We start from the raw sequence: 25,886 nt of genomic DNA, 5'->3' as shown, positions 1-25,886 counted from the left end.
GTTTTGAAGACCGTCCTGTCGATAATCGCTGCGTATATTCAGCCGCCCGATTTTCCCTCATCCCCTTCAAGCCGAATGAGGTCGGCGACACCGACCTGACCGCTCGTGGCGTCCACGATTGATTGAAGCGTTTTCCTGGAGGCGATGACCTTTCCGTCCCTGGCACGCAGCACGGTTGCCGCGCTTACTCCGGCTTTCTTGGCGAAGTCCCGGAGGCTGAGGTCATGCAACGAGAGGTAGTCATTGAGCTTCATAAAATGTTACATATCACGAAACATAAACATTTCACAATGAGAAAAATATCAATGTTTGCGAAGCTCAGAAAACTGTTGCACGATGTGAAACACATCTGTTGCATTCGGGTTGATCGCATGGAGCTTCATGATCGTCTTCGAGAGGCGAGAAAAAATTCTGGGAAGAGTGTAAATCAGGTCGCCGAGGACCTGGGCGTATCCCGAATTCAGATATGGCGAATGGAAAAGAATGCGGATTTCATATCCGTGGAACGGCTCAAGAAGCTGGCCGATCTATACGGGCGACCAATCCAATCGTTCTTCGACGACAAGGTGGAAGTTTCGGAGCCCGAGGTATCTTATCAGATCATCGGTATGGCATTCGAAGCCGTAGAGGCCGTTGCATCCAGGATGGCTGAAAGACCGAGCCCAGCGGCACTAAGATCAGCAGCAATCGCGGTGATAAAGACGCAACAGAAACGCTGGGCGGATAATCCGGACCTAAGATTTAACCCTGAGGAGTTTACTGTTTTCATTGAGAACGAGTTCGAAGCCAAACGGGAGCAATAGTAATCGGAAACGATAGCCAAATATTCAAACCCTCTTCTTCGCTCCATCAATTCTCACAGGGCCATTTCGAGGAATGTGTAAACATATCCATTTTTGGTTACCGAGAAGCTGCCCTCTGTGCAGTCTTCGTGCTTGTTCCAGACATTTGATGACACCTTTTAAACTCTGATTTAACGTCGAGTTCCACAAACTAGGGCTGCGTCAATGTTGCCGCAGCCCTAGTGATTACCTTAAAAGTCGATCACTTCAATCTTTTACATATTCATATGCACTTGACTGAGGATAAAATCTCATTCCTCGATCTGTAAAAATCTCATCTAGTCCGACAAGAATTTCGTCTCGACTTTGTTTACGCTTATTTCCTGCTTTTATTGTTTCACATGCATTCGTGTGTTCCTGACAACTATGACCTTCAAAGCACGTAGAGTGTGCTCGCTTGAAATGAGTTTGTTCGAAAAGATTCAGAACTTGAAAGGGCATGTTATCTGCTCCTCTTTTAGCTAAAGAGAATTTTCCTCTTGATCGTTCTTGCAAATAGTATCTGCTTATTTTCATAGTATTTCGTGGCGCTTCCCAATCATACGATAATTGTGGCTCTCGACTGGACCTGTTAGTTTCGCAAGCTTGCGAAGATCGTATTTTGAAGTTTTCCCAGATCGCGATGTATATGCTGCACAGCATTACTAGTGCATACGGATTAACCCGTGATCCTTCATGGAGGTTACCTTCGCAGGAAATAAACTTTCCTTGTAAATGGGCCTGAGGGTAGCTGCCCAGCTTACCCTCGAAGACGCAAGGCGCATTTTCTCCACCTCTAATAAACTTGATGGACTTTATTTGTACGCCTGGGCCATCATCAGGCACCAAGGAAACCTTCATAACAACGAAAAATCGGGCCTGCACATAAGCGCAGACCCGAACGCCTCCCGATATAACATCAATCAGGCAACCGCCGTCGCCCTTTTCGAAATTCACGAAGCTCTCACCAAACTGTAGGTGAAGCAGCCTAATCGCTGACGTCGCCTTTGCAACCGAGGTATTGCAAAGAACCAACCTGTCCCAAACGTCAGCCCTTACATATACACCAGGAAAGAGGTGGTACATAAGCGGTAGCTTACGTTCTCCCATCAATTCCCCGAACTGGATGTATCGCATCGTCCCATCCTTTTTTTGGGAAGCGCCCTGAAACGTTTCCTAATGACCCTATCTCCAAATATGGGTTACTAAAAAGTTTGTACAAGTTTTTTTTGATGCCACTGGAACCGCCCCATCGTTTCCTCACGAGAGCAATATCCGTAATTTATTGATTTTTATATTTTTTCTATTTTTTTATCCTTAATTTCGAGTACGTTGTCGATGTAAGAACACCGCTCGTAATTCATCTTATTTTAAGAATATTCGTTTTTCAGCGGACGAATCATTTTTTTTGTACAAAAATAAAGTCCGTACTATTGACTCTACGCTCTCACTCTGTACATAAGTTTGTACAAAGTAGCCAAGAGGCCCAGTAATTAGTTGAAGGAGAGAGGGTGATGGAAAAAGACGAAGCTTTTAAAACAGCCTATAAGTCAATCGAGATTGGTGATGGCATTGTTGACCGACATGTGCCTCTAAGTGAAGCTAGAGCTAACTTTCCATCTCTTGTGACAGAGGCTGCGGAACACGGTAAGCGATCAATCGTTACTAGGTTCAATAAACCGGCAGCGGCCATCATCCCAATCTACGATCTTGTGCGTCTGTTAAAAATAGACGAAAAGGCGCGAGATGAATTGATGATTTCAGAGGTTGAACCTGGTGATGAAATTGAAACTGTTGTGCCACACCTTGAGAACGATAGACCTATTACGCGAAATAAGCTAGGAGTTGAGGAAAATGCTATTGAAACCTTAGAGAAAATAGTTACCATGATCGAGGAATCTAAAGTCTTAGATTCAGGTAATTCTCGCGTAACACCTGACGATGACACGAACGCTGAAAAGAGACAATACCAAAATAAAGCGCAACCATCGTCTAAATCTGAACGAGACGTTTGCACTCAAGTAGGACCATAATATTGGCTGGGTTATGATTGCCGAATTTGATTATGCCGTTAAAGTTACATCGAAGGCGAAAGCCCTGATAATTCGGCAGCTTCACAAACCAGCAAGGGCCTCCAATTTGTCTGAAATGGACTTATTGGAGGTCATTTCGAAAGATTTACAATATATCTATTCACACGAAGTTGAATCGAGAGACGAACTTCTAAAAGAATTCGACTGTAAACCTTATGAAGGCAGAGAAAATACCTTCGTAGTCACTATACATGGCGTTCAAATCGCCTATGAGGTCAGATATCGGACGTTCGAGTTGTTCCTTGTCGGCGCTAAGGCTTCCCCCTAATAGATGCGGTTTCTTGCAATCTAAATGGGACCACCAAACTCATTTCTCCTTTACTCGTTTGCGTGTAAACTACAAAGACTAAGTCTAACAAAATTTTTAACCTGGATACTCTTAATATTTCGACAAAGAATCTAAATGCTTTCGAAAATTCATCGAAAGTGATTTGAGCCTGTTTATTTTCATTGCTTGGAATTATTAAAGGATCACTGACGCCTATTTCATTTGAGAACGCAGAACCGTCTTCTTTATAGAATAATTTGACTGGAAAGGACTTCAACCAGAAAACTCTCATACCAGCCCCAGTAACTGATACATTACTGTTAGTATTATTCGAAATTGATACCCAATGCTGCGCTTCTAGTCTTGAATCTTCATGTTTTACGATAATGCCTACTTTCTTAGCGTGGTTCAAATCCAAAGACTTCTTATCAATCAATTTCAAAATATGAGGATGCGCCATACGACACACTTCAACGAAGGCCAAAATCGCCATGCAACTTATGATCACCCAAAATGGTAGTTCATCATGGTTTCCTATGAATTGTAAGATCGCTAGCACAAACTTAGCCGTTTTCTCGGTGAGACCTAAATCAATTAAGTCGTTTTGATCAAACGAAGTTCTAAACTGATTGATCGAGAATGCAGTGAAGCAAACCATAGCACCCGCAATCAAAGCGCGCCTTATAGCAAATGCAGGATGAAGTAGTCCGTAGAAAAAAAGTCCAAACGCAATGATATATGAAAAAATAACCACAGTATAGCTAGCTTCTGGGAAAATTAATGGAACACAAACTAGGAACGATATGATAGTCCATTGAATTAAAACTTGAAAAAACCATGATAGATACATAACAATACCATGAATTAGAATTAGGTTGAAGGTGTATTATTTGTATATCATTAGTGGCATCTTCGGAAAAGAACTGAGTTTCACATATTTTTGGTGTCACAAGCCAGGATGTTTTCGACTATATCGAGAGGTACTTGAACCCAAAGCGCATACAAGTCAGAAAAAGGGCTGCTGACACCCTTACAGTTCGAACGGCAGCACAAAATGAAAACCGAGGACAGCTAAGAAACGCGGGTCAATTCAGATCGCGTTCCAAGACATTCCAAACAGGTGCAGAGTTATGGACGAAATAAAACAATCGCGCTGCTGAACGCTTGAAGCACGCCAAAGTAGCAGAAATCGATCTGCATACGTTTTTCGAAGGTTCTTGATATAGTCTGCTTTCAAATCTCAAGCATCAACACCAATTAAGTCATTTATATTAGACTATAACCGGTAGAACTGAGCTACCTCCCGAAATTCGGACACTGACGTAAGCTACGATTTGTTGTCTGCTGGTCTTCGAGAATAAGGAGATCAGAGATGTCGAAACGCAAGCAGCACTCACCGGAATTCAAGGCGAAAGTCGCCCTGGAAGCGTTGAAGGGCGAGAAAACGGTATCGGAACTGGCGAGCCGGTTCGGTGTTCACCCGACGATGATCCATCAATGGAAACGGGCTCTTCTTGAAGGGGCCTCGGACGTATTTGAACGTGGTGGCAAACGAAAGCCGGAGATTGACGAGGACCAAGTGAAAGAGCTCCACGCCAAGATCGGGGAGTTGGCGGTCGCCAATGATTTTTTGTCCAGAAAGCTCAAGCCTTGGGGCGTGAAGTGAGACGCGGCATGATCGAGCCGGGACATCCCGACCTGTCGGTCGGCAAGCAGTGTTTTCTGCTGTCGATTTCGCGCTCGTCTTTCTATTACACGCCGAAGGGCGAGAGCGAAATGAACCTCGCCCTGATGCGCCAGATCGACGAACAGTTCCTGGAGACGCCGTTCTTCGGCGTCCGGCAGATGACCTGGCACTTGAAGAACGAAGGTCATCCGGTGAACGAGAAGCGGATCCGGCGGCTGATGCGGCTCATGGGTCTGATGCCGATCTACCAGAAGCCCAATACAAGCAGGCCGGCCAAGGGACACAAGATCTGGCCATATCTGCTCAAGGGATTGAGGGTGGAACGGCCGAACCAGGTCTGGGCGTCCGACATCACGTATTTGCCGATGCGCCGCGGGTTCCTCTACCTGGTCGCGATCATGGACTGGTTCACCCGCAAGGTCCTAGCTTGGCGCATCTCCAATACGCTGGACGCCGACTTCTGCGTCGAGGCGTTGAATGAAGCGATCCACAAATTCGGTGCGCCGGAAATCATGAATACGGACCAGGGATCACAGTTCACGTCCTTCGTCTGGACAGACCGGCTACGGCGGATGGGCGTGCGCATCTCGATGGATGGCAAGGGACGGTTCCTCGACAATATCTTCGTCGAGCGGCTGTGGCGTACGCTCAAATATGAGTGCGTCTACCTGCACGCCTGGGAAACCGGATCGCAGGCCAGGGCCGGTGTCCGAAAGTGGGTGGATTTCTATAACCGGAAGCGCCCGCATTCAGCCCTTGGCGGCAAACCGCCTGCCGTGGTCTATTGGCAGCGCATTGAACAACACCAACCCGATCAGCAGGTGCAGGGAATAGCTTAAATTACGCCGGAAAATGTCCAACGGATGGGGAGTAGCTCATTGGGCTCAAAATACTGGTAGCATAAAATGCCAATTCGAACGCTGGAAAAAATGTTCCATATAGCTATACTGTAAGTGTTTTCGTTGGAATTTTTTATGGCATGATCATGAATTTACGTATTATCAGTTTTCTTTTTTTACTCGCCACATGTCTACCACAGTACGTTTCGGCAAATGAAGCATGCTTTTGTTTGCAAAATCCAGATACCTCAAGAATTGTTCATAGGGGATGCGAGACGTTTATTATTCCTGACAAATCCAATCAACTTGTTGGGCCCTTAGAGGATGTGGTCTGTCAAACTCAAGACTACCTCGGCACAGTCACTATTTCTGATGCGTCAAAATTTAGTAGGGTAGGTTCAGGCAAACAAGACTGTAATCCCTGCTGGGCGGCACCTGCGCCTGATACTAATGACAGTCTGCGTGTTCCTGACAGTGACCAAAGCGAGCTAACGCCGAATGAGTAAACAACCTTCTGCATTTTCACCGCTTGTCAAGATGCTGGTTGATGCAGGATTCGTGACCCTATACATTGGGTCTCTTGTATTCATTTCTGGCTGGTCTTATGCAGACCGCTACTTCGCGGAACTTGGCCTAAACATTTCTGCAATTGACGGTTTAGACGCCGCAAGTTTCTCTGTCTATGCTCTATGGATACTTCGCGATGCCGTTCTTACTTTCGTTGTTGTCTTGGCTGGGGTTTTCCTGGCTTTTTCCCTATTCCGCACCAAAGTTGGACCCATCCATGACACGTGGATGGGTGCCCTAATTGCTTTGATAGCAACAATAAGTCTCTTTGGAGCCGCTCACCTGGGTGCTGATCGCGCAAAATCGCAAGTAAAAAATCTATTTACAGAAGATACTCATAATACAGTTCGAGTTAGAATACTTGCGAATAAGAACTCTACGCTTGCTGAATACCTATCAAAGCGACCCGGCCTGTCAGAAAGCGGATGCCTTCGAAAAATCTACATGGATAAACGCCATCTTTACGCCTATGCAGGTTACGAGAGCGAGCGTGGCCCACAGCAAAATATTCTGGTCATTCCACTGTCTGAGATTGCGTTGATTGAAACGCTTGCAATTCGAGATTTGTGTGAACTCTAATTACCCTTCGATCAGCACGAATGGCGCCCAGTCTTTAGCCGGCAAGGAACGGCCTACATACCATAGTTTGGTTTTTCTCAACGCTAGGGCCGGGTCACTAGTGCTCTGCGATAACCAGTTTCTGTAAAATCGCTTCATGAATTCGCTTGCTGCTTGATCTCCTACTGGCCAAAGAGCTACTAAGATGTACTTTGCGCCAGCAATTTGTAACGCGCGCGGAAGCCCTTCAAGACCTTCAGAGTAGTCATGAACCCCCTGACCTGTGTTGCACGCTGAAAGCACCACCAGCTCAGTGCCGCGAAGATTTAGCGATTGCGCCTCCAAGGCATGAAGTATGCCATTTTCACTATGGGAATCTAGAGCACCTGAAAGGGCTCTGTTTGCTCCTGCCAGCGTTATCCCGGATTGCAACAGCGGCTGCTCCTCCAAACTACCCGTTTCCAAGTAGTATCCATGCGTCGCGAAATGTAGAACGCGTGGTGGGGTGGCCAAGGTTTTGACAGCTGTTTCAGTTCCGTCCATTCCGGTTAGTACAATGGGAGTTGGTTCATCAGGCTCGTACTTGGCGTAAATTTTTCCAATCTCTCTAACTTCATTTTCGCTATGAGGAAGCTGTTGAAATCTAGTAATTTGTTGGCGAGTTATATCATTCGCTTTCATCACTTCTAAAGCGTGAGTTTCTGGCTGCGTTTCGGAGTTTTCACTGCTTTTTGTAACACTACCAAAGTCAATACCACCGATCGCAACCAGTCCTTTGCCATCGGGCCTTTTGTTTTCTGCTACTAGCATTCGCCCAGTCTGGATTGTCCGAACATTATAAAGTTCGATCAACCTCCTTTTATCTTCGTTGAGGAAGGCGTCAAATGGGAGAGCTTGCAATGGACCATCTGGTGCAATGTAAATTGTTTCAATTTCATCGAGGTATTCAGATAGTGGATCAATTAACAGATCGAAACCATAGTGCATTAGGTGTCGAAAAGGTATGCCTTCGATTTCGCGAATTTCCTTGTCTACCGTTAGGGCTTGCAAGGCGAAAAATGTGTGGGCATAACCCAAATCAACCAAAACTGGGTCAACATCCTTCCGAATTAAGACCGCAACTAAACTAGGCTCATCATAATAGTCGTCTTGAAAATCAAATGGTGAGTAAATCCTAAATTCAACTAGAAGCGCGTTTCCCGGAAGGGCACTCGACACATCATCAATGGTTGCATTTTTGATTGACTGAAATTGGCGAAATTCCTCGGATACTGACCTAAGTTCAATTTCTGCCGAGTTCAGCCGCTGTATCAGTGCGAACTTTTCTTCGAAATTGATGTTTGAATTAAATGCAATACTTGAAAGCTTTCGCTCTATTTCTCGGATTTCTTCGATCACTTTAACTACAGAATTACTATCTGTTTCAGATGCAATTCTTCTCAGAATCGTATTGTCTTGAGCGAGGCGGCCTTTCCACTTAAGCGTTGCGTTAGCCGCAAATCTCGCAGTTTCGGTAGAAGGGTACTGTAGTGAAAAGCTGTAGATCGCATCTTGAAAAACTGAATTTGCGGCCATCAGTTGCCTGCGCATCTCTGCGGCCTGCGTTGAGCGAGCTTCCAAACGAAGCCAATGATCCAGGCTTGCATCCATCTGTTGGAAAGATCCTAGAGCTTCCTCAAATTCCCCGCTTTTGACTAACAGTGCCGATAAATTAGCTTTCGCCCCTATTGTGCTTGGATGCTCTGGACCATGCAATTGCACAGATGCATTGATCGCGCTCTTAAATAGCGGCTTAGCTTCTTGAAATCGCTCTAATTTCATAAAGAAATAGGCGAGGTTATTGGCACTTACTATGGTATCTGGATGAAGTGGACCAAGCACTCTTTCCCTTGCATTGAAGGCGCGAATGTAGAGCGGCTCCGCTAATTCGTTGAGGTTTGCATTGTCAAGTAGTACCGCTAGGTTCGCTACGGTTTCTAGAGTCAGTGGATGGTCGGGACCCATTTGCGTTTCGCGAGCTTCAACCACGCGCCTAAACAGTGGTTTTGCTGCCGTTATTTGCTTTGTAACTGCATAAGCAGACGCTAAATTCTGTAAACTAGAAACTGTATCTGGATGCTCCAAACCAAGTAAACTTTCTCGCTTCTCAAGTACGAGCTTGTGTAGTTGAATTGACTCATCAAATCGCTGCATACGGCTATACAACACCGCAAGATTGTTGATACTTCTTAGTGTTTCTTGGTGATTAATTCCAAGTATCTTGGTTGAGATCTCAATACCTTTTATGTGTAGCGGCTCGGCTTTTCCATATTGCCCCGTACTCTCATAAACAACCGCCAGATTATTCATAATATAAAGTGTTTCTGGATGCTCAATTCCAAGTAATATCTTTGCATCCTTAAATGTTTTCTCCGCCAGATCCAACGCCTCTCCAATTTGACCACTTTTGTACAAACTCATGACTTCTAAGTTGGCCTCAGAAATCTCCAACTCGTCACTTTGAGCTGGAGTGAAGGTCGAAATCGTCATTAGAAAAAAAAACAAAATCAGAGAGCGCATTGAATTCAGCCGTTCGGTTGTCAATCTGTTATTTATACTACAATAAATAGTAAACTAAAAAGAAGCTAGTTTTGATTATTCACTCTAGCTTTGCCGCTACGATCAATGGCTGAATCCATGTTGCTACTCACGACTTGGCAACGAGACGGTCGTTTAGATATCGAGCTCTTTTGTATGGATTAATGGAGGTGCACTGAGCCTGCCGGCGGCGTGTAATGCTGCTGTATTGAGTCTAATTCAAGTTTAGCACATCCTCGGCGAACGATGTGTGTGCGTTTACTCCACAGAGTTACCGGAACAAAAACCCCACTGTCAGTTTTTTTGCCAGCCCATGGCCAGTATTAGTGTGCCGTAAAAGTACTGATAAGCGGTCGCACTTCGCACATGATGGGTACCCTCACGACACCAAACAGTTGCCAACAGTACTTATACGACACCGTCGTGATTGATAATAGGACCGTGAGAGTACCGAGGATTTGTTTTTTTCTTCGGTTTCCAATTGATCAGCCCCACCTGAGTGGTCCGATTTGATTGTTAGTGCATGCTCGGCTGCTGGTCCATTGGAATGATGGTTTCTGGTGCCGGTGGGCGGTAGCCCAGTGCACTGTCTGGGCGTTTCGTGTTGTAGTGTTTCCTCCATTGTTCAACCAAGATTTGCGCCTCCTTGAGGCTATAGAAGATTTCACCATTGAGCAGTTCATCCCGGAACCGGGCGTTGAAGCTCTCGCAGTATCCATTTTCCCAAGGCGAGCCTGGTTCGATGTATGCGGTCTTTGCATCCACAGCGTTGATCCAGTCCCTGACTGCCTGAGCAATGAATTCCGGCCCGTTGTCCGATCTGATGTAGGCTGGAACACCCCGAAGGATGAAGAGGTCCGTCAGCGCATCAATCACGTCGGTGGAGTTCAGCTTTCGCTTCACCCGGATCGCCAGGCACTCGCGGGTATGTTCATCCAGGATGTTCAAGGTCCGGAACGCCTTTCCATCATTAGTTCGACAATGCACGAAATCATAACTCCAGACATGATTGGGATACTCCGGTCGCAGCCGGACACATGATCCGTCGTTCAGCCAGAGCCGCCCTCTCTTTGGTTGTTTCATTGGCACTTTCAGCCCCTCTCGTCGCCACAGTCGCTCGATGCGCTTATCGTTCACATGCCAACCGGCATCTCTGAGCAAAGCCGCGATCCGCCTGTAACCGTAACGGCCATACTCACGGGCGAGTGCGATCATATCCGCCACAAGACGTTCTTCGTCAGCACGCCCTGCTGGACGTTTCCTCTGCGTGGACCGGTGCTGACCCAGAACATGACAGGTTCGGCGCTCTGACACGCCGAGATGTTGACGAATGTGATTGATGCAGGCGCGACGACGGGCGGGGCTCAGAAGTTTCCCTTGGCGGCCTCCGACAAGATCAACTTGTCCAGGGTCAGGTCAGACACTGCCTTGCGCAGCCGCTCGTTCTCTTTCTGAAGGCGTTTGAGTTCTTTCAGTTGGTCGATCCCCATCCCACCATACTGCTTTCGCCACCGGTAATACGTCTGTTCGGTGATACGAACCTGCCGAATGGCATCAATACGCGGCATGCCTTGGCCGACAAGGACTTCAACCTGCCGCAACTTCGAGACAATTTCTTCTGGCTTGTGACGTTTCGTAGCCATTTTGATCCTCCGTTTTTCTAAACATAACGATGGACCACTTCAAAGGGGGTGGATCAAAATCTTTGCAGTCAAAATCCGCAACGAAACCGCAATGAAACACCCCGTTTGACCGCACCCTATCATGACAAGCCACTACAATTCTTATATAAATTACTGACACCTAACGCATCATACATGCCCTCCGAAGGCAGAGGCCAGAGGTTCGAATCCTCTCGGGTGCGCCAGACTTCTCTTCGACAGAACCCCGTACACGACCATTCGGCATGCGGCTTCCCGAACACGAAGCCACCCCCTCACCGCAGAAACTGCTCCACGTAATCCTCTCCGAGGCCGACGTCGGTGTAGTGCTGGCGGCACATGTCGATCTTGGTGAAGACGTCTTCATAGCCGAGTGGTTTGCCGTAGGGGTCGACGTAATACATGATGCCGTTGACCTGGAAGAGGGTGATCATCTCCTCGACGTCGTCCGGCACGACAAGCGTGTGGGTTTCACCCGGAGGCTCGTAGACATAGCCGCCGGCCTCCGCGACCCAGTCATGCTCCAGATAGTGCCAGCGGCCCTTGATGACATAGCCATGCACGGGGTTGGGGTGGCGGTGGCGCGAGAGGACGCCGGACTTGCGCACCCGCAAGAGATTGACCCAGTAGCCCTGGCTCCTGTTGAGGCAGAGCGGGCGGAACCAGACATTGTCCGTCTGGGGCACCCAGACGCGCTCGTCCTCCGGGATCGCAGAGGGCACCACGATCTCCGCCTGGGCGTCCTTCGGAAACGGCAGCTGGTACGGGATCCGCGGGTTCTCGTCTTTCGCGTCTAGGGGCATTTAGGTTCCTCTCCTCTTTCCCTGTTCCGGTCCTGTCAGACGGCGGAATAGCCGCCATCCACCGGGTAGACCGCACCCGTCACGAATTCTGCCCTGTCACTGAGCAGCCACGCGGCCAGCGCACCCACTTCCCGCGGCTGACCCCAGCGGCCCATTGGCGTGCGGCCGAGGATGGTGCGCTCGCGCTCCGTCTGCTCCCGCAGCCCGGCGGTCATTTCCGTCTCGATCCATCCGGGTGCAACGGCGTTGACCCTGATCCCGTCTTGCGCCCATTTCGCGGCGAGCGCCTTGGTCAGCTGGGCAACGCCGCCCTTGGAGGCGGAGTAGGCAGGCACCAGCGGGCCGCCGAAATAGCTAAGCATCGAGGCCGTGTTGACGATGGCGCCGCCCGAGCGTTCCAGCAGCGGCCTTGCGGCCAGACACATGCGCATCGTGCCGGTCAGGTTGACGTCTATCACCTTTGAGAAGATCTCGATCTCGTATTCCGCCTCGCGCATCAGGATGCCGGCGCAATTGACCAGGCCGTCCAGCCGGTCGCACGTGCCGACAAGCTCGCCGATTTTGCCGTCATCCGTGACATCGAGGGTAACGGCGGCGAGATTTTCAAGGCGCGGGCACGCGGCGACTTCCGCGTCCGACACGCCGGTTGCGGTCACGGACCAGCCGTCTTCCAGCAGGGTCTGCGCCACCCCGAAACCGATGCCGCGGGTCCCGCCTGTCACCAGGGCATGTTTCATGCCGCCTTTGCCTCCCTCATCAAACGCGCCACGATCTCACAGCCGGGTTCAAGATGAAAGTCCGTGATTGCACGGCTGCCGTACCGCCCTCCATAGGCATTCCCGCACACGGCCATCCATCGCTTGACGGCATGTTTCAACGAAGCTAGAGGCTCTTGGAACGACAAACCCGGTGGCCGGATCAGATCTTGAACTATCGTGCGGATATTGACGGGCTCCGCGCCGTCGCAGTGCTGAGCGTTGTGGTTTACCACCTCGGCAACAGCGTCGGCTTCAATGGCTATCTCGGCGTCGATATCTTCTTCGTCATTTCCGGATACCTGATCACCGCGATCATCAAGCAGGAAGTCGCCGAGGGCACCTTCACGTTCGGCGGGTTCTACATGCGCCGCATCCGGCGGATCATCCCCATTCTGCTGGTTGTCCTGACCGTGTCCACCGTGGCCGCGCTGCTCCTGTTTCTGCCGAGCGAGCTGAAGCTCTATGCAAAAAGTGTGATCGCGACGCTGTTCTTCGTGTCGAATATCCTGTTCTACAGTGAATCGGGGTATTTCGATGCGGACGCGGAGCTGAAACCGCTCCTGCACACGTGGTCCCTTTCGGTCGAAGAACAGTTCTACATCGTCTTCCCTTTACTGCTCCTCTTTGCCCTCAGACGCGGGCCCGCCCCGGCCAAGGCCATCATCGCGCTGCTTTTCCTGATGTCGCTCGCGTGGAACCTGCTTTTTCCGGGCGTTTTCTCCGATACCAGTTTCGCCTTCTTCATGTTTCCGGTGCGCGCCTGGGAGCTCCTTGCCGGCTCCGCGCTCGCGCTCGGCCTTTTCCCGAAACTGCCGGAAAGGCGCAGATTGAGCGAAGGGCTTGGCGTCCTGGCGGTCCTGCTGATCCTCGCGGGGTTCCTGCCGCGCTATCCGGAAGAGGTGCCTTACGTCTTCCAGACACTACCGACGGTTCTTGGTGCCGGGCTCATCATCGCTCTCGGCGCGCAGGCGCACAAACCGCTCCTCAGCCGGGTTCTGAGTCTCAGGTATGTGACCTTCATTGGCAAGATTTCCTATTCGCTCTACCTGTGGCACTGGCCGATTTTCGTCTTCGCTGCCTATTACGGCTTCGGCAGGCTGTCGGACCCTGTCAGGGTCGGGCTGATCCTGCTGTCGCTGCTGCTGTCGGCGCTTTCCTGGAAATACATCGAGGAGCCGTTCCGGCGCTCGCAGTCCAGAAGACTGCTGAGATGGAGCGCCGCCGGGGCCTGCGCGCTGCCGCTGCTCCTAGTGATCTGCAGCGTGTCGATCCTGCGGACGAACGGCGTCCTGCCATGGATGCCGGAGAATATTGCCACGCTGGCCGTCGCCGAACGGCTGCAGAATTTCAAGACGGTCACCGACGAGGCCGGGCAGAGCGTGATCACGCTTGACGGGTCCGGTGATACCGGCAGCCCGTCCGTGCTGCTGGTCGGCGACTCGCATGCGGAAGCCGTTCACCGGGCGGTCGCCGCTGCCGCAGAGACGAAGAACCGGAGCGTCATACGGCTTGGCAATTCCTGTTTCGCCACTTTCGAGGAACTGAAAACCGACAGGGAGCTGAGCGATTGTGTCGATGCCACGCGGGCGCAGCTTCGCTACATTCTTGAGCGTCCCGAGCTCAAGACCATCGTGATCGCGCAGCGCTGGCAGGCGCGCACTACGGGCTGGCACACGAAATCCGGCGTGGCGGCCGGTGATATCTGGACACTTCGCCTGGAAACCCTGCTGGATTACGTGGAGCAGCTGACCGATGCCGGGCGCGAGGTGATCGTGCTGGCGCAGGTCCCGTTGATCGAAACCAGGCTGCAGAACGTGCCGTCCATCATTGCCCGCATGGAAATGTGGGGCTCCGACGAACTGGGCAGCTTCGGCCCGACAGAGGACCGCTACCTGTCTTACAACGCGAACATGCTGGCTGTTCTGAGAACGGTTGAAGAGAGGAGCAGCGCGACCGTCATCTACCCGCATCAGGTCTTCTGCTCCGATGGCACATGCCAAGTCTATGATGCGAATGGCGCGTTCTACTACGATGACGATCATCTGTCCGTCTATGGCGCCAACAAGTTGATCGATGAATTCGCGCCGCTGTTCTAGGGTCTTTTTGACCGATCCGGGGCCATTGGATCCGGATTTCGGAATTGCCGGCGAGCGCGCCTCGCCAATGGCCTATTTCACCGAGATGCAGGTACAGCTTGCGCGGCTGAAGACTTCCTGGGAGACGCTGCCGAAGGTGGAGCTGTCCGACGGCGTGACGCCGCGGGCGCCTATGACGATCGTGGCGGCCTCAAGCTCCTTCTGCACACTGACGATCGCGTCCGCCGGCTTGCCCGTCAGGATCGGCAGGGTTTCAAAGCCAACCCCGTGGCTCCGGGCCTTGTCGGCGGCGTGATCCAGGATGATCTGGCCGATCTTGTGGAGGATCTTGTCGGGCGCCGGGCCGAGATTGGCCGAGACCGCCTTGTTCAGGATCTTGTGCAGCGGCGCATCGAACTGGCCGGAGATATCCAGCGCCATCAGATCGCTGGCATCCTTGCCCCTGAGCAGAACGTGGCAAATCAGCAGCCGCCCCTGATATTTCGCCGCCAGATCCGAGGCAATTCTCAGCGCCTTTATCGAGTGGACGGACCCGTCCACCGGGATCAGGATCTTGTGCATGTCATCTCCACCTCCACCATCACCCAAAGCTTAGGCAAATCAGGGAGAGATATGAAGTGCTGGCTTAAGAACGGAGTTTGGGGAGATGGCATTGACCACGGACGAATGGACCGAAGCGCTTGCGTAGCCGGTTCTCATGTGCAGAGTCCGGTTTGACGTGGATTGGATCTCGTTGGGTGATCCGCTTTCTATGAACTTGTCATTCCGGCTGAAGCGCAGCAGAAGGCCAGAACCCCGTGACCCCTTGATTCTCCGTTATTCTTCAAACATCTACGACAGGGTGTACAAGATCCCAGTCCTGCCGCTGCGCAGCAAACCAGGATTGTTTCGGGTTGTTGTTGTACTGATGACGGCGGCCATCTGGCTGAACAATAGCCAGATGGCCGGTGACAGGCGACTGGACCGGGATCGGGCTTTCACAGCCCCCTCATCCTGAGGAGGACCAAGGGTCCGTCTCGAAGGATGGGCGGCAGGCGCAGGCGTGAATAGCCCATCCTTCGAGACGCGCGTCTGCGCTCCTCAGGATGAGGTCAGGTGGCCTGGCGGTCACCACCCCTCTGCCCTCACCCCACCTCAACGCGCCGGGATGATGTTGTGCTCCGGGCCGAAGGGGAAGCCGGTGATGTTGTCGGCGCCGTCTTCGCCGATGATAAGAATATCGTGCTCGCGGTAGCCGCCGGCGCCGGGGAGGCCTTCCGGGATCATGATCATCGGTTCCATGGAGACCACCATGCCCGGCTCCAGCACCGTTTCGACATCCTCGCGCAGTTCCACCGACGCCTCGCGGCCGTAATAGTGGCTGAGCACGCCGAAGGAATGGCCATAGCCGAAACTGCGGTATTTCAGGAGATCATGGCTGCGGTAGATGTCGTTGAGCGCGGCGGCGATGTCGCAGCAGCGTGCGCCCGGACGGATCAGTTTCAGGCCTTCCCGGTGGACATGGCAGTTGATTTCCCAGAGCCGCAGGTGCTCGTCGGAGGCGTGTTCGCAAAAAAGCGTTCGTTCCAGCGCGGTGTAGTAGCCGAAGATCATCGGGAAACAGTTGAGGCTGAGAATATCGCCGGCCTCGACCGCCTTGTTGGTCACCGGGTTGTGGGCACCGTCGGTGTTGATGCCGGACTGAAACCAGGTCCAGGTGTCCATCAGTTCGACAAAGGGGAACGACTTGCCGATTTCCCGGATCATGGCATTGGTCGAGGCGATCGCCACCTCGTGCTCGCTGACGCCTGCCTGAACGGCGCTGGCGACAGCAGCACCGCCTATGTCGCAAATGCGCGCGCCCTCGCGAATGAGGACGTGTTCTTCCGTGCTCTTAATCGTGCGCTGGCTCATGGCATCGGCGGCGACATCGACGAAATCCACGCCCGGGAACGCGGCTTCCAGGGCTTTCAGAAAATCAAGCGGGACATGGTCGAACTCGATGCCGATGCGCCGGACAGACCCGTTCGGCCAGCCGATCAGCGATTGCAGGGCGTGGAGATAGTTGTCGCGGCGCCAGTCCGTGTAGATCAGCGTGTCGCCGTGGGTCCGGCGCCAGGGCTGGCCGCCATCGATGCCAGCGGCAACCGTCGTCGACTTGTCCTGGGTGACGACAAGACCGTATTTGCGGCCGAACTGGCAGTAGAGAAAGCCGGAGTAGTAGCAGATGTTGTGATAGGAGGTCATGATGACGGCATCGACGCCGCGATCCGCCATCAGCTTGCGCAGACTGGCCTGCCGCCGGTCCATCTCTCCGGCCGAAAAAGGCGAAAAGCTCTTCTCGCCATTGTTCATTTCGTAAATGCGGATCATGTCGTTGCTCATGGAAGATCTCCTTTCCCGAAGTGAGCCGGTTCCGTGTTCTGTTCATTTCCGGGGCCTGAAACGCAAAACGGGCCGGCTTCTGAGAAGAAGCCGGCCCGCCAGGCCCAAATCCAAATTGTCTTGCAACCGGGAAACTTTCGTCTCCACCCGGTGGCTGGCGTTCCGCCACCGGCACGTATGGTGAGCTGCGGGGCTTTTCCTAGCCCGGTGTCAAACCTCTAAGCCTTTCCGAACGGCGGCGCAACAGTTCAAGCACGGTGAGCAGTGCGATCGAGATCGCGACCATCAGCGAGGCGACCGCCAGGATGGTCGGCGAGATCTGTTCGCGCAGGCCAGTGAACATCTGCCAGGGCAGCGTCTTCTGCCCGGCGGAGCCGAGGAACAGGACGACGACGACTTCATCGAAGGAGGTGATGAAGGCGAACAGGGCACCGGAGACGACACCCGGAATGATCAGCGGCATCTGCACCTTGAAGAAGGTGGTGACCGGGTTGGCACCCAGGCTTGCAGACGCCCGCACGAGAGAGCGGTCGAAACCGACCAGGGTCGCCGTCACCGTGATGATCACGAAGGGCGTGCCGAGCGCGGCATGGGCCAGAACGACGCCCCAGTAGGTGCCCTGCAGGCCGATACGGGAATAGAAGAAATACATGCCCGCCGCGGAAATGATCAGCGGCACGATCATCGGCGAGATCAGGATCGCCATGATCGCGGGCTTGTAGGGCACATGCGACTGGGACAGGCCGACCGCGGCAATGGTTCCGAACGCCGTTGCCAGCAGCGTTGCGACCGGCGCGATCAGCACCGAGTTAACGAGCGCCTGCTGCCAGTCCGGGTTGGTGAAGAAGTCGTTGTAGTGCTTGAACGAATAGCCCGCCGGATCGAAGGACAGCATTTCCTTGGTGAAGGTGAAGAAGTCCTGCGCGTTGAAGCTCAGCGGCAGGATCACCAGGATCGGGAAGATCAGGAAGAAGAAGATCAGCCCGCAAAGAATCCGGAACGTGTAGAACCACGTTCTCTGCAAGGGGGACGCATAGGGTGGTAGTGCGCTCATGTCGTCCTCCTATCCGAGCTTCACGTTGTCGATGCCGACGATCTTGTCGTAGACGACGAAGAGAATGAGCACCGCGACCAGCAGAAGCGTTCCGAGCGATGCCGCCAGGCCCCAGTTGAGCGACGACGAGATGTGATAGGCGATCCGGTTGGAGATGAAGATCCCCGACGTGCCGCCGACAAGCTCCGGCGTGATGTAGTAGCCGATCGACAGGATGAAGACGAGAATGGCACCGGCGCCGATCCCCGGCACGGACTGCGGGAAATAGACCCGCCAGAAGGCTGTCCAGTCATTCGCGCCGAGGCTCTTGGCCGCGCGCACATAGCTCGGCGAAATCGTCTTCATCACCGAATAGAGCGGCAGGATCATGAAGGGCAGCAGAATGTGCGTCATGGCGATGATCGTGCCTGTCTGGTTGTTGATCATCACGAGACGGCCCGCATCGTCGATCAGCCTGGTCCAGACAAGGAAGTCATTGATGACACCCTGTTGCTGCAGCAGCACCTTCCAGGCCGATGTCCGCACGAGCAGACTGGTCCAGAACGGCAGCAGAACGAGGATCATCAAAAGGTTGGACGTTCGCAGCGGCAGGGACGCAAGCAGGAAGGCGATCGGATATCCCAGAAGCAGGCACGACAGGGTGATCACGATCGACAGGAACAGCGTCCGGCCGAACAGGAACATGTAGATCTGCTGATCTTCCGGCTTCATTTCGATGCCTTCCGGACCGCGCTTGGCGTCAAAGGCATTCAGGAAATAGCCGTCGGTGTAACGCGGCGAAAACTGCTTGAGAACCTGCCAGGTCGGGACCTCGCCCCACTTCTTGTCCGCGCCGATGAACTGGTCCTTGAAGGGTCCGTCCTCGTCCATGCGCTTGATGCGGCGGCCGGTCTTGCGGAACAGGCTGGATATACCGCTCTGCTCGTAGTTCAGGCGGGAGCCGAGACGGGTGTGCGTCTTCTGGTCCACGGCGATGACCATGTCATCGTAGAGCGCCGCGAAAACCTCTTCGTCCGGGGCTTCGCCGGAGGCCGGGTCCCACTTGCTGAGTTCGATAACCGTCTTGGGAAGCGTGTCCGCAACGATGCCGTTCTCGACGGAGCGGAACAGCATATCGACGATCGGGGCGACAAAGGTGATCAGCACGAAAATCAGCAGGGGTGCGATCAGCAGGAAGGCGCGCAGCTTTTCGCGGCGCAAGGCGCGCCTGAGCGCTGCTTTCAGCGGCTTTCCGTCCTGTGTCGTCAGAACCTGACCGTCGGTGGTATCGCTCATGAAACAGTCTTCCGGGAAATGTCAGGGATGGCCCGGGCGGAAGATCCGCCCGGGCCGGAGCCGAATGGCCTACTGTGCGAGCCAGGCCTGGAACTTGGCGTCGATGTCGTCGCGATAGTCCGCCCACCACTCGTAGTTATAGAGGAAGGTGTTCTTCGCGTTGTTCGGATCGGTCGGCATGTGCGGAGCCATGTCGATACCGAGCGAAGCGTGCTGACCGACGAGCGGTGCAGAGGACTTGCGCGCAGGGCCGTAGGAGATGAACTTCGCCTGGTCGGCGAGACGCTGCGTGTCTGTCGCGTATTTGACGAGTTTCTTCACCTCGGCGAGGCGGTCCTCGGGCAGACCGGTCGGAATGATCCAGCCGTCAAGGTCGAAGACCTGTGCGTCCCAAAGCATCTTGACCGGCTGCTTCTGCTCTTCGATCAGGGCAAACAGGCGGCCGTTGTAGGTGGAGCCGATCACGACTTCCTTGTCGGCGAGAAGCTGCGGTGTTTCAGCACCGGCAGACCACCAGACAACGTTGTCCTTGATGGTGTCGAGCTTGGCGAATGCCTGGTTCTGACCTTCTTCGGTCTCCAGCACGTTGTAGACTTCTTCCTTCGGAACGCCGTCACACAGAAGAGCCCATTCCATGTTGTTGATCGGACGCTTTTCCAGGGACCGCTTGCCCGGGAACGTTTCCAGATCGAACACGTCGCAGATTTCGGTCGGCTCCTTGCCGCCCCACTCGTCGACGTCGGAACGGAAGCCGAAGGTGGTGGAATAAACGATCTGCGGGATGAAGCACTCGGAAACCAGGAGGTCGCCGAAGTCTTCGGAAGCAGGGGTTCCGTCAGGTGCGGCCGCAAGATCGACGTCCGGGTCGATTTCCATCGCCAGACCTTCGTCGCAGAGACGGATTGCGTCGGACGCAACCACGTCCACGAGATCCCACGTGACGTTGCCTGCTTCATTCATGGCCCGCAGCTTGGCCACGGCTTCAGCGGAGGATTCGTCCCAGATCACGGTGATGTCCGGGTTTTCGGCCGTGTAGGGATCGGTGTAAGCGTTCTTCTGGGACGCCTGGTACGCGCCGCCCCAGGAGACGAGCGTGAGATCCGTGGCAAGCGCCGAGCTGCCGGCAAATGCCAGTGCGGTTCCCGCCAGAATTACAGTCTTGAGCTTCATTTGAGCTAGCTCCCTCTTTTAGGATTGAACGGATTTTTCCGTCGTTGTCGCGGGCGGACTGCAGCATCCGCCTCGCGAATTTAGGCAACCGCGTCGAGCGCCTTGCAGTCGTTAAGTGCCCATCCGACCTGGACGGTTTCACCGACATGCAGCGTGCGCCGCTCTCCCCGGTTGCGAACTTTGACGATGAACTCGTCATTGCCAACCACGTTCATGCGAACGCGGATATGGTCTCCCAAATAGATCAGTTCCTCGATCCGGCCATCGACCAGATTGTCCATGGAGTCGTTGGTGTCGAATTCGACGCGTTCCGGGCGAAGCGACAGGGTCGTCCTGTCGCCTACCGCGGACACGTTGACCTTGTCGGCCTTCAGCTGCGTGCCGTCGTCGAGTTCGACAAGGCATTCCTCGCCGTTGATGCCGACAACCTTGCCGCTCAGCTTGTTGTTCTCGCCGATGAACTGCGCCACGAACGAATTCTGGGGATCCTCGTACAGATCGTCGGGGGTCGAAAGCTGCTGGATGACACCGTCATTGAACACCGCGACCCGGTCGGACATGGTCAGCGCCTCGGTCTGGTCGTGGGTCACGTACACGACCGTCACGCCCAGGTTTTCGTGAATGTGCTTGATTTCATACTGCATCTGCTCGCGCAGCTGCTTGTCGAGCGCGCCGAGCGGCTCGTCCATCAGGACGAGTTCGGGATCGAACACAAGGGCGCGGGCAACGGCAACGCGCTGCTGCTGGCCGCCGGACAGTTGCGCCGGACGGCGGTTTCCAAAGGCGCCAAGCTCGACCATGTCGAGCGCACGTTGCACCTTCTGTTCCTGTTCGGACTTCGGCACGTTCCTGACCTGGAGCGGAAACGCGAGGTTCTCGGCCACCGACATGTGCGGAAACAGGGCGTAGTTCTGAAACACCATGCCGATGCCCCGCTTGTGCGGCGGCACATTGTTGATCGGCCGGTCATTCAGATAGATTTCACCGTGCGTGGCAGGTTCGAAGCCGGCCAACATCATCAGACAGGTGGTCTTGCCCGAACCGGAAGGCCCGAGCATTGTCAGAAACTCGCCGGGCGGAATATCGAGATTGAGGTTTTTTACGACCAGGGATTCCCCGTCATAGCTCTTCTGAACGCTGTCATACTTAACAGCAGCGCCCCTTGCATTCGCCATATTGTCCCCAAATCCGGTTCTATCGTTATTGTGGATCGTCGGGCAAAGTCTTGTGGTAACGATCGTTACCGTTCAGGAATTCGCCAAACCATCGGCGCTAGAAAAACAAAAAAGAAGCTTCTTTGAAAGGGGCTTGTGAAAAAAAATGGATATTTTTTATTCAGTATCCGGCTGAATATTTTGCAAGCTGGAAAGATGCGGGAAATTCCACTCAAAACACCGGGGTCAGCGGAAAGAAAATCTTCCTTCCGGCCTGTTTCGACGCATTGCGGCGGCCTGCTGGCTTGCCGCCGTTACCGGACTATCGTCTTTATCTTCAAGCGGCGAAACCCTACAAACGTCGCAGAATGCCACTGAAACGACCGGTCAGCCCGCCAATTGTCTCTTTGACGCGCGCCGGAACACCGTATAACCCGGAGATTGCCATCGTCCGGATCTCTTGAACGGATTGATGCCTCTCGTTTACGCTTTCCGAAAATGCAGGATTTGCCGTGTCCGAAGCCGAGAAAAACGATCCGCTTTTCCTGACCACGAAGGAGGTTGCCGATCTTCTTCGCGTGAAGGAGCGCAAGGTATACGACCTGGCCGCGGCCAACGAGATTCCACACCGCCGGATCACAGGCAAACTTCTTTTCCCCGCGCAGGCCTTGCGCAGCTGGATCGACGGCGAGAACGGGGTGGTCGCCCCGGACCGGCCCAATGTTCTGGCAGGGTCCCATGATCCGCTTCTGGACTGGGCCATCCGGGCCTCCGGATGCGGCCTTGCGACGCTGTGCAATGGCAGCCGGGACGGCCTGGAACAATTCAATGCCGGCAGCGCGCTTGCCGCCGGTCTGCACCTGCCCGGCGAAGACGGCTGGAACGTTTCCACCGTGTCTGACAGCGGCAGCTCCAATTGTGTTCTGATCAACTGGGCGGTGCGCAAGCGCGGCCTGCTTCTGTCTCCGGAGGCTGCTTCTTCGGTTAAGACGGTCCCGGACCTCAAAGGCAGGCGCGTTGCGCAGCGTCAGCCGGGTGCAGGCGCTGCCCTGCTGTTTGAAAGGCTGCTGACAGAAGCTGGTCTCGGCGAAGACGACCTGACCCTGTGCAAGGACCGGGCTCACACGGAAAGTGACGCGGCCGCCGCTGTTGCCACGGGAGAGGCGGATGCCGCGCTCGGAATCGAGGCAATGGCCAGACGGTTCAAGCTGTCGTTCCTGCCGCTTGCAGACGAGAATTTCGATCTCCTGATCGACCGGAGATGCTATTTCACGGCGCCGGTGCAGCAGTTGCTCTCCTTCGCCCGGACACCCGAGTTTCACGAAAAAGCGGCCGCGCTCGGCGGTTACGATCTGGCGGACTTCGGATCGGTCCGCTGGCTGTCCGACTGAACCTCCTCAAAGGGACTAATCGATGAGCGACATTCGCCCCCACGAAATCATGGTGCCGACATCCGAGCCCGACGACGCGCGGCTCCATTTCATCGGGCGCATCCACACACCCTGGACGGACAGAAAGGACTGTCCGCGCCAGGGCAAGCAGGACGGACCGGAATGCCGGATCGAGGTGTTCGAACCCTGGGTGCCGGCGCTGAAGGGCATTGAGGACTACGACCAGATCGAAGTGCTGTACTGGCTCGACAAGTCCAGGCGCGACCTCGTGGTACAGAACCCGGGACACAGCGACCGGACCTTCGGCACGTTCGCGCTGCGCTCGCCGGTTCGCCCAAATCCGATCGGAACGGTCGGCGCGAAACTGATCCGTGTCGACGGGCCGAACCTGATCGTTCGCGGGCTCGACTGCCTGAGCGGAACGCCGCTGGTCGACCTGAAACCCGACCGCTGCGCATTCTCGCCCAAGGCAGCTCCGAAGAATTAGAACGTGCACCTAACCATTCCATTCCGGCACCTTCCCATTCTGTTTCGTCGGCTTGACAAGCCCCTCCCGGAATTGAACATTCCAGCGCAGTTCCGCCCGCCCCGGGCGGCTTTCTGGAGGAACCCATGCAAGCAGGATCTCAAACCGGAATGACCGGTATCAACGACGTCGTGTCGATTGAACGGCAAGGTCCGATCGCGCTTGTCGCCCTGAACAACCCGCCGGTGAACGCGGCGTCCCATGCGGTGCGGTCGGGTATCTGGAAAGCCATCGAAACCCTGCAGGACGATGCGGACGTCAAGGTCATCGCCCTTTATGGCGAAGGCCGGACGTTCATCGCAGGCGCGGATATCCGCGAGTTCGGCAAACCGCCGAAAGATCCTTGGCTGCCGGATCTGTGCAACCTCATCGAAGACAGCGAGACACCGGTTGTCTGTGTCCTTCACGGAACGACGCTCGGCGGCGGTCTGGAAGTTGCGCTCGCCAGCCACGTTCGTGTTGCGCTTTCCGGCACAAGGGTCGGCCTGCCAGAGGTGACGCTTGGCATCCTGCCGGGCGCGGGCGGCACGCAGCGCGCACCGCGTCTTGCCGGCATTCAGGCTTCCCTCGACCTCATCACGAGCGGCAAACCGATCCCGGCCGAGACGGCGCTTGACCAGGGTCTGATCGACCGGATCGATGCTGGAGACCCGCGCGACGTCGCCATCGCAGCTGCCAGAGACTTTCTGGAAGGCAAACTGGTGGCCAGGCGCACATGCGATCTGCCTGTTGAAGACGACGCGGACGCCATTTCGGCCATGCGCGCGACCCTCGCCAAATCCCAGCCGCTTCTTTTCTCGCCGCATAAATGCGTCGATGCCGTCGAGGCGAGCCGGTTGCCGCGGGACGAAGGCCTGAAGGAAGAGCGCCGCCTCTTCAACGAATGCATGGACAGCCCGCAGCGGGCCGGTCTGATCCATGCGTTCTTCGCCGAGCGCGCGGTCGCCAAAATCCCCGAAGCCGCCGCCACGCCGCGGGACGTCCGGAAGATCGGTGTCATCGGCGGTGGAACGATGGGCTCGGGCATCGCGACCGCTGCGCTTCTGGCCGGCTTCGACGTCACGATGACGGAGAGGGATCAGGCCGGTCTCGACCGGGGGAAAGCGACGATCACGTCCAATCTCGACGGTGCGGTGAAGCGCGGCAAGCTGACGTCCGAAGCACGCGAGACAATCCTGTCGCAGAATCTTTCGACGGCGACGGAACTCGACGCCCTTGGCGATGCCGACCTCATCATCGAGGCGGTGTTCGAGGACATGGGTGTCAAAAGCGAGATCTTCGAAACACTGGACAAGGTGGCAAAACCCGGAGCCGTGCTTGCGTCCAATACGTCCTATCTCGACGTGAACGAGATTGCCGCGGCTACCAGCCGGCCCCACGACGTCGTCGGGCTGCACTTCTTCTCGCCGGCGCACATCATGCGGCTCATGGAAGTCGTCGTCGCGGACAAGACAGGAGCGGACGCCGTTGCCACCGGATTTGCGCTTGCCAGGAAGCTGAAGAAGATCGCGGTGCGCTCCGGCGTCTGCGACGGTTTCATCGGCAACCGCATCATGACCTTCTACAAGAAGGCGGCCGACTACATGATGATGGACGGCGCATCCCCGGAAGAGATCGACAAGGCGATCACCGGGTTCGGTTTCGCCATGGGTCCCTACCAGGTTGCGGACCTTGCCGGTCTCGACATCAGCTGGGCAGCGAACAAGCGCCGCGCGGCAACGCGCCCCGCAGAGGAACGCTATATTCCGATCGCGGACGAGATCTGCGAAAAGGGCTGGTTCGGCCGCAAGACCGGACAAGGGTTCTATATCTATGATGCAGACGGAACGCGTCCCAACCCGGAGGCGCTTGCAATCATCGACGCGGAACGCGCCAAGGCGGGTGTCACACCGCGCGCGTTTTCCGAAGATGAGATCGTCAGCCGCTTCGTGACGGCGATGATCCTGGAAGCCACGCGCGTCCTGGAAGAAGGCATCGCGCTGCGGCCCGTCGATATCGACGCGGTGTTCCTGTTCGGCTACGGCTTCCCGCGCTTCCGCGGCGGACCGATGCACACGGCCGACCAGATCGGTCCAGCGGAACTGGTGCGCCGTATCGAAGCCTACGGGCAGGAAGACAACTATTACTGGCAGGTTCCGGCGTTGCTCCGGACGCTCACCGAAAGCGGCGGTACGTTTGCGGCGATGAACGAGAGCTGAGCTCCCGAGCCTGGTTCTGCTTGCAA

22 protein-coding genes and 1 tRNA gene are annotated in these 25,886 nt (G+C 54.7%); 10 read left to right on the top strand and 13 right to left on the bottom strand.

The window, feature by feature from the left end:
* Positions 1-38: 38 nt before the first annotated feature.
* Positions 39-254: a helix-turn-helix domain-containing protein gene (locus ACO07N_RS10210; RefSeq protein ID WP_421980916.1), complete on the bottom strand. Its 216-nt coding sequence runs from the start codon at positions 252-254 to the stop codon at positions 39-41.
* Between the two features lie 117 nt (positions 255-371).
* Between ACO07N_RS10210 and ACO07N_RS10205 the strand changes: the two genes are divergently transcribed.
* On the top strand, positions 372-803 hold the full coding sequence (locus tag ACO07N_RS10205) for a helix-turn-helix domain-containing protein (protein ID WP_421980915.1): 432 nt from the start codon (positions 372-374) through the stop codon (positions 801-803).
* A 246-nt stretch (positions 804-1,049) separates the two neighbouring features.
* On the opposite strand, the gene ACO07N_RS10200 is transcribed toward ACO07N_RS10205, so the two are convergent.
* Positions 1,050-1,958, bottom strand: coding sequence for a hypothetical protein (locus tag ACO07N_RS10200; RefSeq protein ID WP_421980914.1), 909 nt, complete (start codon positions 1,956-1,958; stop codon positions 1,050-1,052).
* A 377-nt stretch (positions 1,959-2,335) separates the two neighbouring features.
* Between ACO07N_RS10200 and ACO07N_RS10195 the strand changes: the two genes are divergently transcribed.
* A complete protein-coding gene (locus ACO07N_RS10195) occupies positions 2,336-2,854 on the top strand; it encodes a type II toxin-antitoxin system Phd/YefM family antitoxin (RefSeq protein WP_421980913.1) in 519 nt (172 codons plus the stop codon).
* A gap of 311 nt (positions 2,855-3,165) precedes the next feature.
* Here the strand turns inward: ACO07N_RS10195 and ACO07N_RS10190 are convergent, their stop codons facing one another.
* Positions 3,166-3,936 (bottom strand): hypothetical protein, encoded by a 771-nt coding sequence (locus tag ACO07N_RS10190; RefSeq protein WP_421980912.1) that lies wholly within the window; start codon positions 3,934-3,936, stop codon positions 3,166-3,168.
* Between the two features lie 618 nt (positions 3,937-4,554).
* Here ACO07N_RS10190 and ACO07N_RS10185 point away from each other — a divergent pair.
* Together ACO07N_RS10185 and ACO07N_RS10180 are read left to right on the top strand one after the other, a co-directional pair.
* Positions 4,555-5,708 (top strand): IS3 family transposase gene (locus tag ACO07N_RS10185; RefSeq protein ID WP_421980911.1). Its coding sequence is split into 2 segments (ribosomal slippage): positions 4,555-4,846 and positions 4,846-5,708, totalling 1,155 coding nucleotides; the frame shifts between segments, so codons are not numbered across the junction.
* A 498-nt stretch (positions 5,709-6,206) separates the two neighbouring features.
* Positions 6,207-6,854, top strand: a complete 648-nt coding sequence (locus tag ACO07N_RS10180; RefSeq protein ID WP_421980910.1) for a hypothetical protein — start codon at positions 6,207-6,209, stop codon at positions 6,852-6,854.
* On the opposite strand, the gene ACO07N_RS10175 is transcribed toward ACO07N_RS10180, so the two are convergent.
* The gene (locus ACO07N_RS10175; protein ID WP_421980909.1) at positions 6,855-9,392 is read right to left on the bottom strand and encodes a CHAT domain-containing protein; all 2,538 of its coding nucleotides are present in this window, start codon (positions 9,390-9,392) and stop codon (positions 6,855-6,857) included. It abuts the gene before it with no gap.
* A gap of 534 nt (positions 9,393-9,926) precedes the next feature.
* A protein-coding gene (locus tag ACO07N_RS10170; protein ID WP_421980908.1) for an IS3 family transposase occupies positions 9,927-11,053 on the bottom strand; the annotation gives its coding sequence in 2 pieces (ribosomal slippage) (positions 9,927-10,789 and positions 10,789-11,053; 1,128 coding nt in all).
* Positions 11,054-11,164: 111 nt separating this feature from the next.
* Here ACO07N_RS10170 and ACO07N_RS10165 point away from each other — a divergent pair.
* Positions 11,165-11,277: transfer RNA gene (locus ACO07N_RS10165), tRNA-Arg, on the top strand.
* 69 nt (positions 11,278-11,346) lie between these two features.
* Here ACO07N_RS10165 and ACO07N_RS10160 read toward each other — a convergent pair.
* Both ACO07N_RS10160 and ACO07N_RS10155 read right to left on the bottom strand, forming a co-directional pair.
* Complete coding sequence (locus ACO07N_RS10160; RefSeq protein ID WP_421980907.1) at positions 11,347-11,874, bottom strand: 2,4'-dihydroxyacetophenone dioxygenase family protein; 528 nt, start codon at positions 11,872-11,874, stop codon at positions 11,347-11,349.
* A gap of 35 nt (positions 11,875-11,909) precedes the next feature.
* Positions 11,910-12,611: an SDR family NAD(P)-dependent oxidoreductase gene (locus ACO07N_RS10155; RefSeq protein ID WP_421980906.1), complete on the bottom strand. Its 702-nt coding sequence runs from the start codon at positions 12,609-12,611 to the stop codon at positions 11,910-11,912.
* A gap of 188 nt (positions 12,612-12,799) precedes the next feature.
* Between ACO07N_RS10155 and ACO07N_RS10150 the strand changes: the two genes are divergently transcribed.
* Entirely contained in the window at positions 12,800-14,728 is a 1,929-nt protein-coding gene (locus ACO07N_RS10150) for an acyltransferase family protein (protein WP_421980905.1), read from the top strand.
* Positions 14,729-14,800: 72 nt separating this feature from the next.
* Here ACO07N_RS10150 and ACO07N_RS10145 read toward each other — a convergent pair whose 3' ends face one another.
* The 6 genes from ACO07N_RS10145 to ACO07N_RS10120 form a co-directional block, all read right to left on the bottom strand.
* Positions 14,801-15,289 carry a universal stress protein gene (locus ACO07N_RS10145; protein ID WP_421980904.1) on the bottom strand — a complete coding sequence of 163 codons (489 nt, stop codon included), beginning with the start codon at positions 15,287-15,289 and terminating at the stop codon, positions 14,801-14,803.
* A gap of 573 nt (positions 15,290-15,862) precedes the next feature.
* Positions 15,863-17,092 (bottom strand): M24 family metallopeptidase, encoded by a 1,230-nt coding sequence (locus ACO07N_RS10140; protein WP_421980903.1) that lies wholly within the window; start codon positions 17,090-17,092, stop codon positions 15,863-15,865.
* A gap of 199 nt (positions 17,093-17,291) precedes the next feature.
* The gene (locus ACO07N_RS10135; protein WP_421980902.1) at positions 17,292-18,146 is read right to left on the bottom strand and encodes an ABC transporter permease; all 855 of its coding nucleotides are present in this window, start codon (positions 18,144-18,146) and stop codon (positions 17,292-17,294) included.
* A gap of 9 nt (positions 18,147-18,155) precedes the next feature.
* The gene (locus ACO07N_RS10130) at positions 18,156-19,421 is read right to left on the bottom strand and encodes an ABC transporter permease (RefSeq protein ID WP_421980901.1); all 1,266 of its coding nucleotides are present in this window, start codon (positions 19,419-19,421) and stop codon (positions 18,156-18,158) included.
* 69 nt (positions 19,422-19,490) lie between these two features.
* Complete coding sequence (locus ACO07N_RS10125; RefSeq protein WP_421980900.1) at positions 19,491-20,591, bottom strand: extracellular solute-binding protein; 1,101 nt, start codon at positions 20,589-20,591, stop codon at positions 19,491-19,493.
* 80 nt (positions 20,592-20,671) lie between these two features.
* Positions 20,672-21,766 (bottom strand): ABC transporter ATP-binding protein, encoded by a 1,095-nt coding sequence (locus tag ACO07N_RS10120; protein ID WP_421980899.1) that lies wholly within the window; start codon positions 21,764-21,766, stop codon positions 20,672-20,674.
* A gap of 122 nt (positions 21,767-21,888) precedes the next feature.
* On the opposite strand from ACO07N_RS10120, the gene ACO07N_RS10115 reads away from it, so the two are divergent.
* The 4 genes from ACO07N_RS10115 (at position 21,889) to ACO07N_RS10100 (ending at position 25,860) form a co-directional block, all read left to right on the top strand.
* Positions 21,889-22,209, top strand: coding sequence for a hypothetical protein (locus ACO07N_RS10115; protein WP_421980898.1), 321 nt, complete (start codon positions 21,889-21,891; stop codon positions 22,207-22,209).
* Positions 22,210-22,257: 48 nt separating this feature from the next.
* The gene (locus ACO07N_RS10110) at positions 22,258-23,136 is read left to right on the top strand and encodes a substrate-binding domain-containing protein (protein WP_421980897.1); all 879 of its coding nucleotides are present in this window, start codon (positions 22,258-22,260) and stop codon (positions 23,134-23,136) included.
* Between the two features lie 22 nt (positions 23,137-23,158).
* Positions 23,159-23,623 (top strand): tRNA (N6-threonylcarbamoyladenosine(37)-N6)-methyltransferase TrmO, encoded by a 465-nt coding sequence (gene tsaA / locus ACO07N_RS10105; RefSeq protein ID WP_421980896.1) that lies wholly within the window; start codon positions 23,159-23,161, stop codon positions 23,621-23,623.
* Between the two features lie 125 nt (positions 23,624-23,748).
* Positions 23,749-25,860, top strand: a complete 2,112-nt coding sequence (locus ACO07N_RS10100; RefSeq protein ID WP_421980895.1) for a 3-hydroxyacyl-CoA dehydrogenase NAD-binding domain-containing protein — start codon at positions 23,749-23,751, stop codon at positions 25,858-25,860.
* Positions 25,861-25,886 lie beyond the last annotated feature (26 nt).

The organism is Roseibium sp. (genome assembly GCF_965229775.1).
Classification (GTDB): domain Bacteria; phylum Pseudomonadota; class Alphaproteobacteria; order Rhizobiales; family Stappiaceae; genus Roseibium.
The sequence above is the reverse complement of the archived record's forward strand: the minus strand, read 5'-3'. Positions and strand labels throughout refer to the sequence as shown.

Excerpts from the sequence above, each read along its gene's own strand:
- ACO07N_RS10210 (WP_421980916.1), bottom strand. The coding sequence starts at position 254 with ATGAAGCTCAATGACTACCTCTCGTTGCATGACCTCAGCCTCCGGGAC.
- ACO07N_RS10205 (WP_421980915.1), top strand. The coding sequence starts at position 372 with ATGGAGCTTCATGATCGTCTTCGAGAGGCGAGAAAAAATTCTGGGAAG.
- ACO07N_RS10200 (WP_421980914.1), bottom strand. The coding sequence starts at position 1,958 with ATGCGATACATCCAGTTCGGGGAATTGATGGGAGAACGTAAGCTACCG.
- ACO07N_RS10195 (WP_421980913.1), top strand. The coding sequence starts at position 2,336 with ATGGAAAAAGACGAAGCTTTTAAAACAGCCTATAAGTCAATCGAGATT.
- ACO07N_RS10180 (WP_421980910.1), top strand. The coding sequence starts at position 6,207 with ATGAGTAAACAACCTTCTGCATTTTCACCGCTTGTCAAGATGCTGGTT.
- ACO07N_RS10175 (WP_421980909.1), bottom strand. The coding sequence starts at position 9,392 with ATGCGCTCTCTGATTTTGTTTTTTTTTCTAATGACGATTTCGACCTTC.
- ACO07N_RS10160 (WP_421980907.1), bottom strand. The coding sequence starts at position 11,874 with ATGCCCCTAGACGCGAAAGACGAGAACCCGCGGATCCCGTACCAGCTG.
- ACO07N_RS10155 (WP_421980906.1), bottom strand. The coding sequence starts at position 12,611 with ATGAAACATGCCCTGGTGACAGGCGGGACCCGCGGCATCGGTTTCGGG.
- ACO07N_RS10145 (WP_421980904.1), bottom strand. The coding sequence starts at position 15,289 with ATGCACAAGATCCTGATCCCGGTGGACGGGTCCGTCCACTCGATAAAG.
- ACO07N_RS10140 (WP_421980903.1), bottom strand. The coding sequence starts at position 17,092 with ATGAGCAACGACATGATCCGCATTTACGAAATGAACAATGGCGAGAAG.
- ACO07N_RS10135 (WP_421980902.1), bottom strand. The coding sequence starts at position 18,146 with ATGAGCGCACTACCACCCTATGCGTCCCCCTTGCAGAGAACGTGGTTC.
- ACO07N_RS10130 (WP_421980901.1), bottom strand. The coding sequence starts at position 19,421 with ATGAGCGATACCACCGACGGTCAGGTTCTGACGACACAGGACGGAAAG.
- ACO07N_RS10125 (WP_421980900.1), bottom strand. The coding sequence starts at position 20,591 with ATGAAGCTCAAGACTGTAATTCTGGCGGGAACCGCACTGGCATTTGCC.
- ACO07N_RS10120 (WP_421980899.1), bottom strand. The coding sequence starts at position 21,766 with ATGGCGAATGCAAGGGGCGCTGCTGTTAAGTATGACAGCGTTCAGAAG.
- tsaA (WP_421980896.1), top strand. The coding sequence starts at position 23,159 with ATGAGCGACATTCGCCCCCACGAAATCATGGTGCCGACATCCGAGCCC.
- ACO07N_RS10100 (WP_421980895.1), top strand. The coding sequence starts at position 23,749 with ATGCAAGCAGGATCTCAAACCGGAATGACCGGTATCAACGACGTCGTG.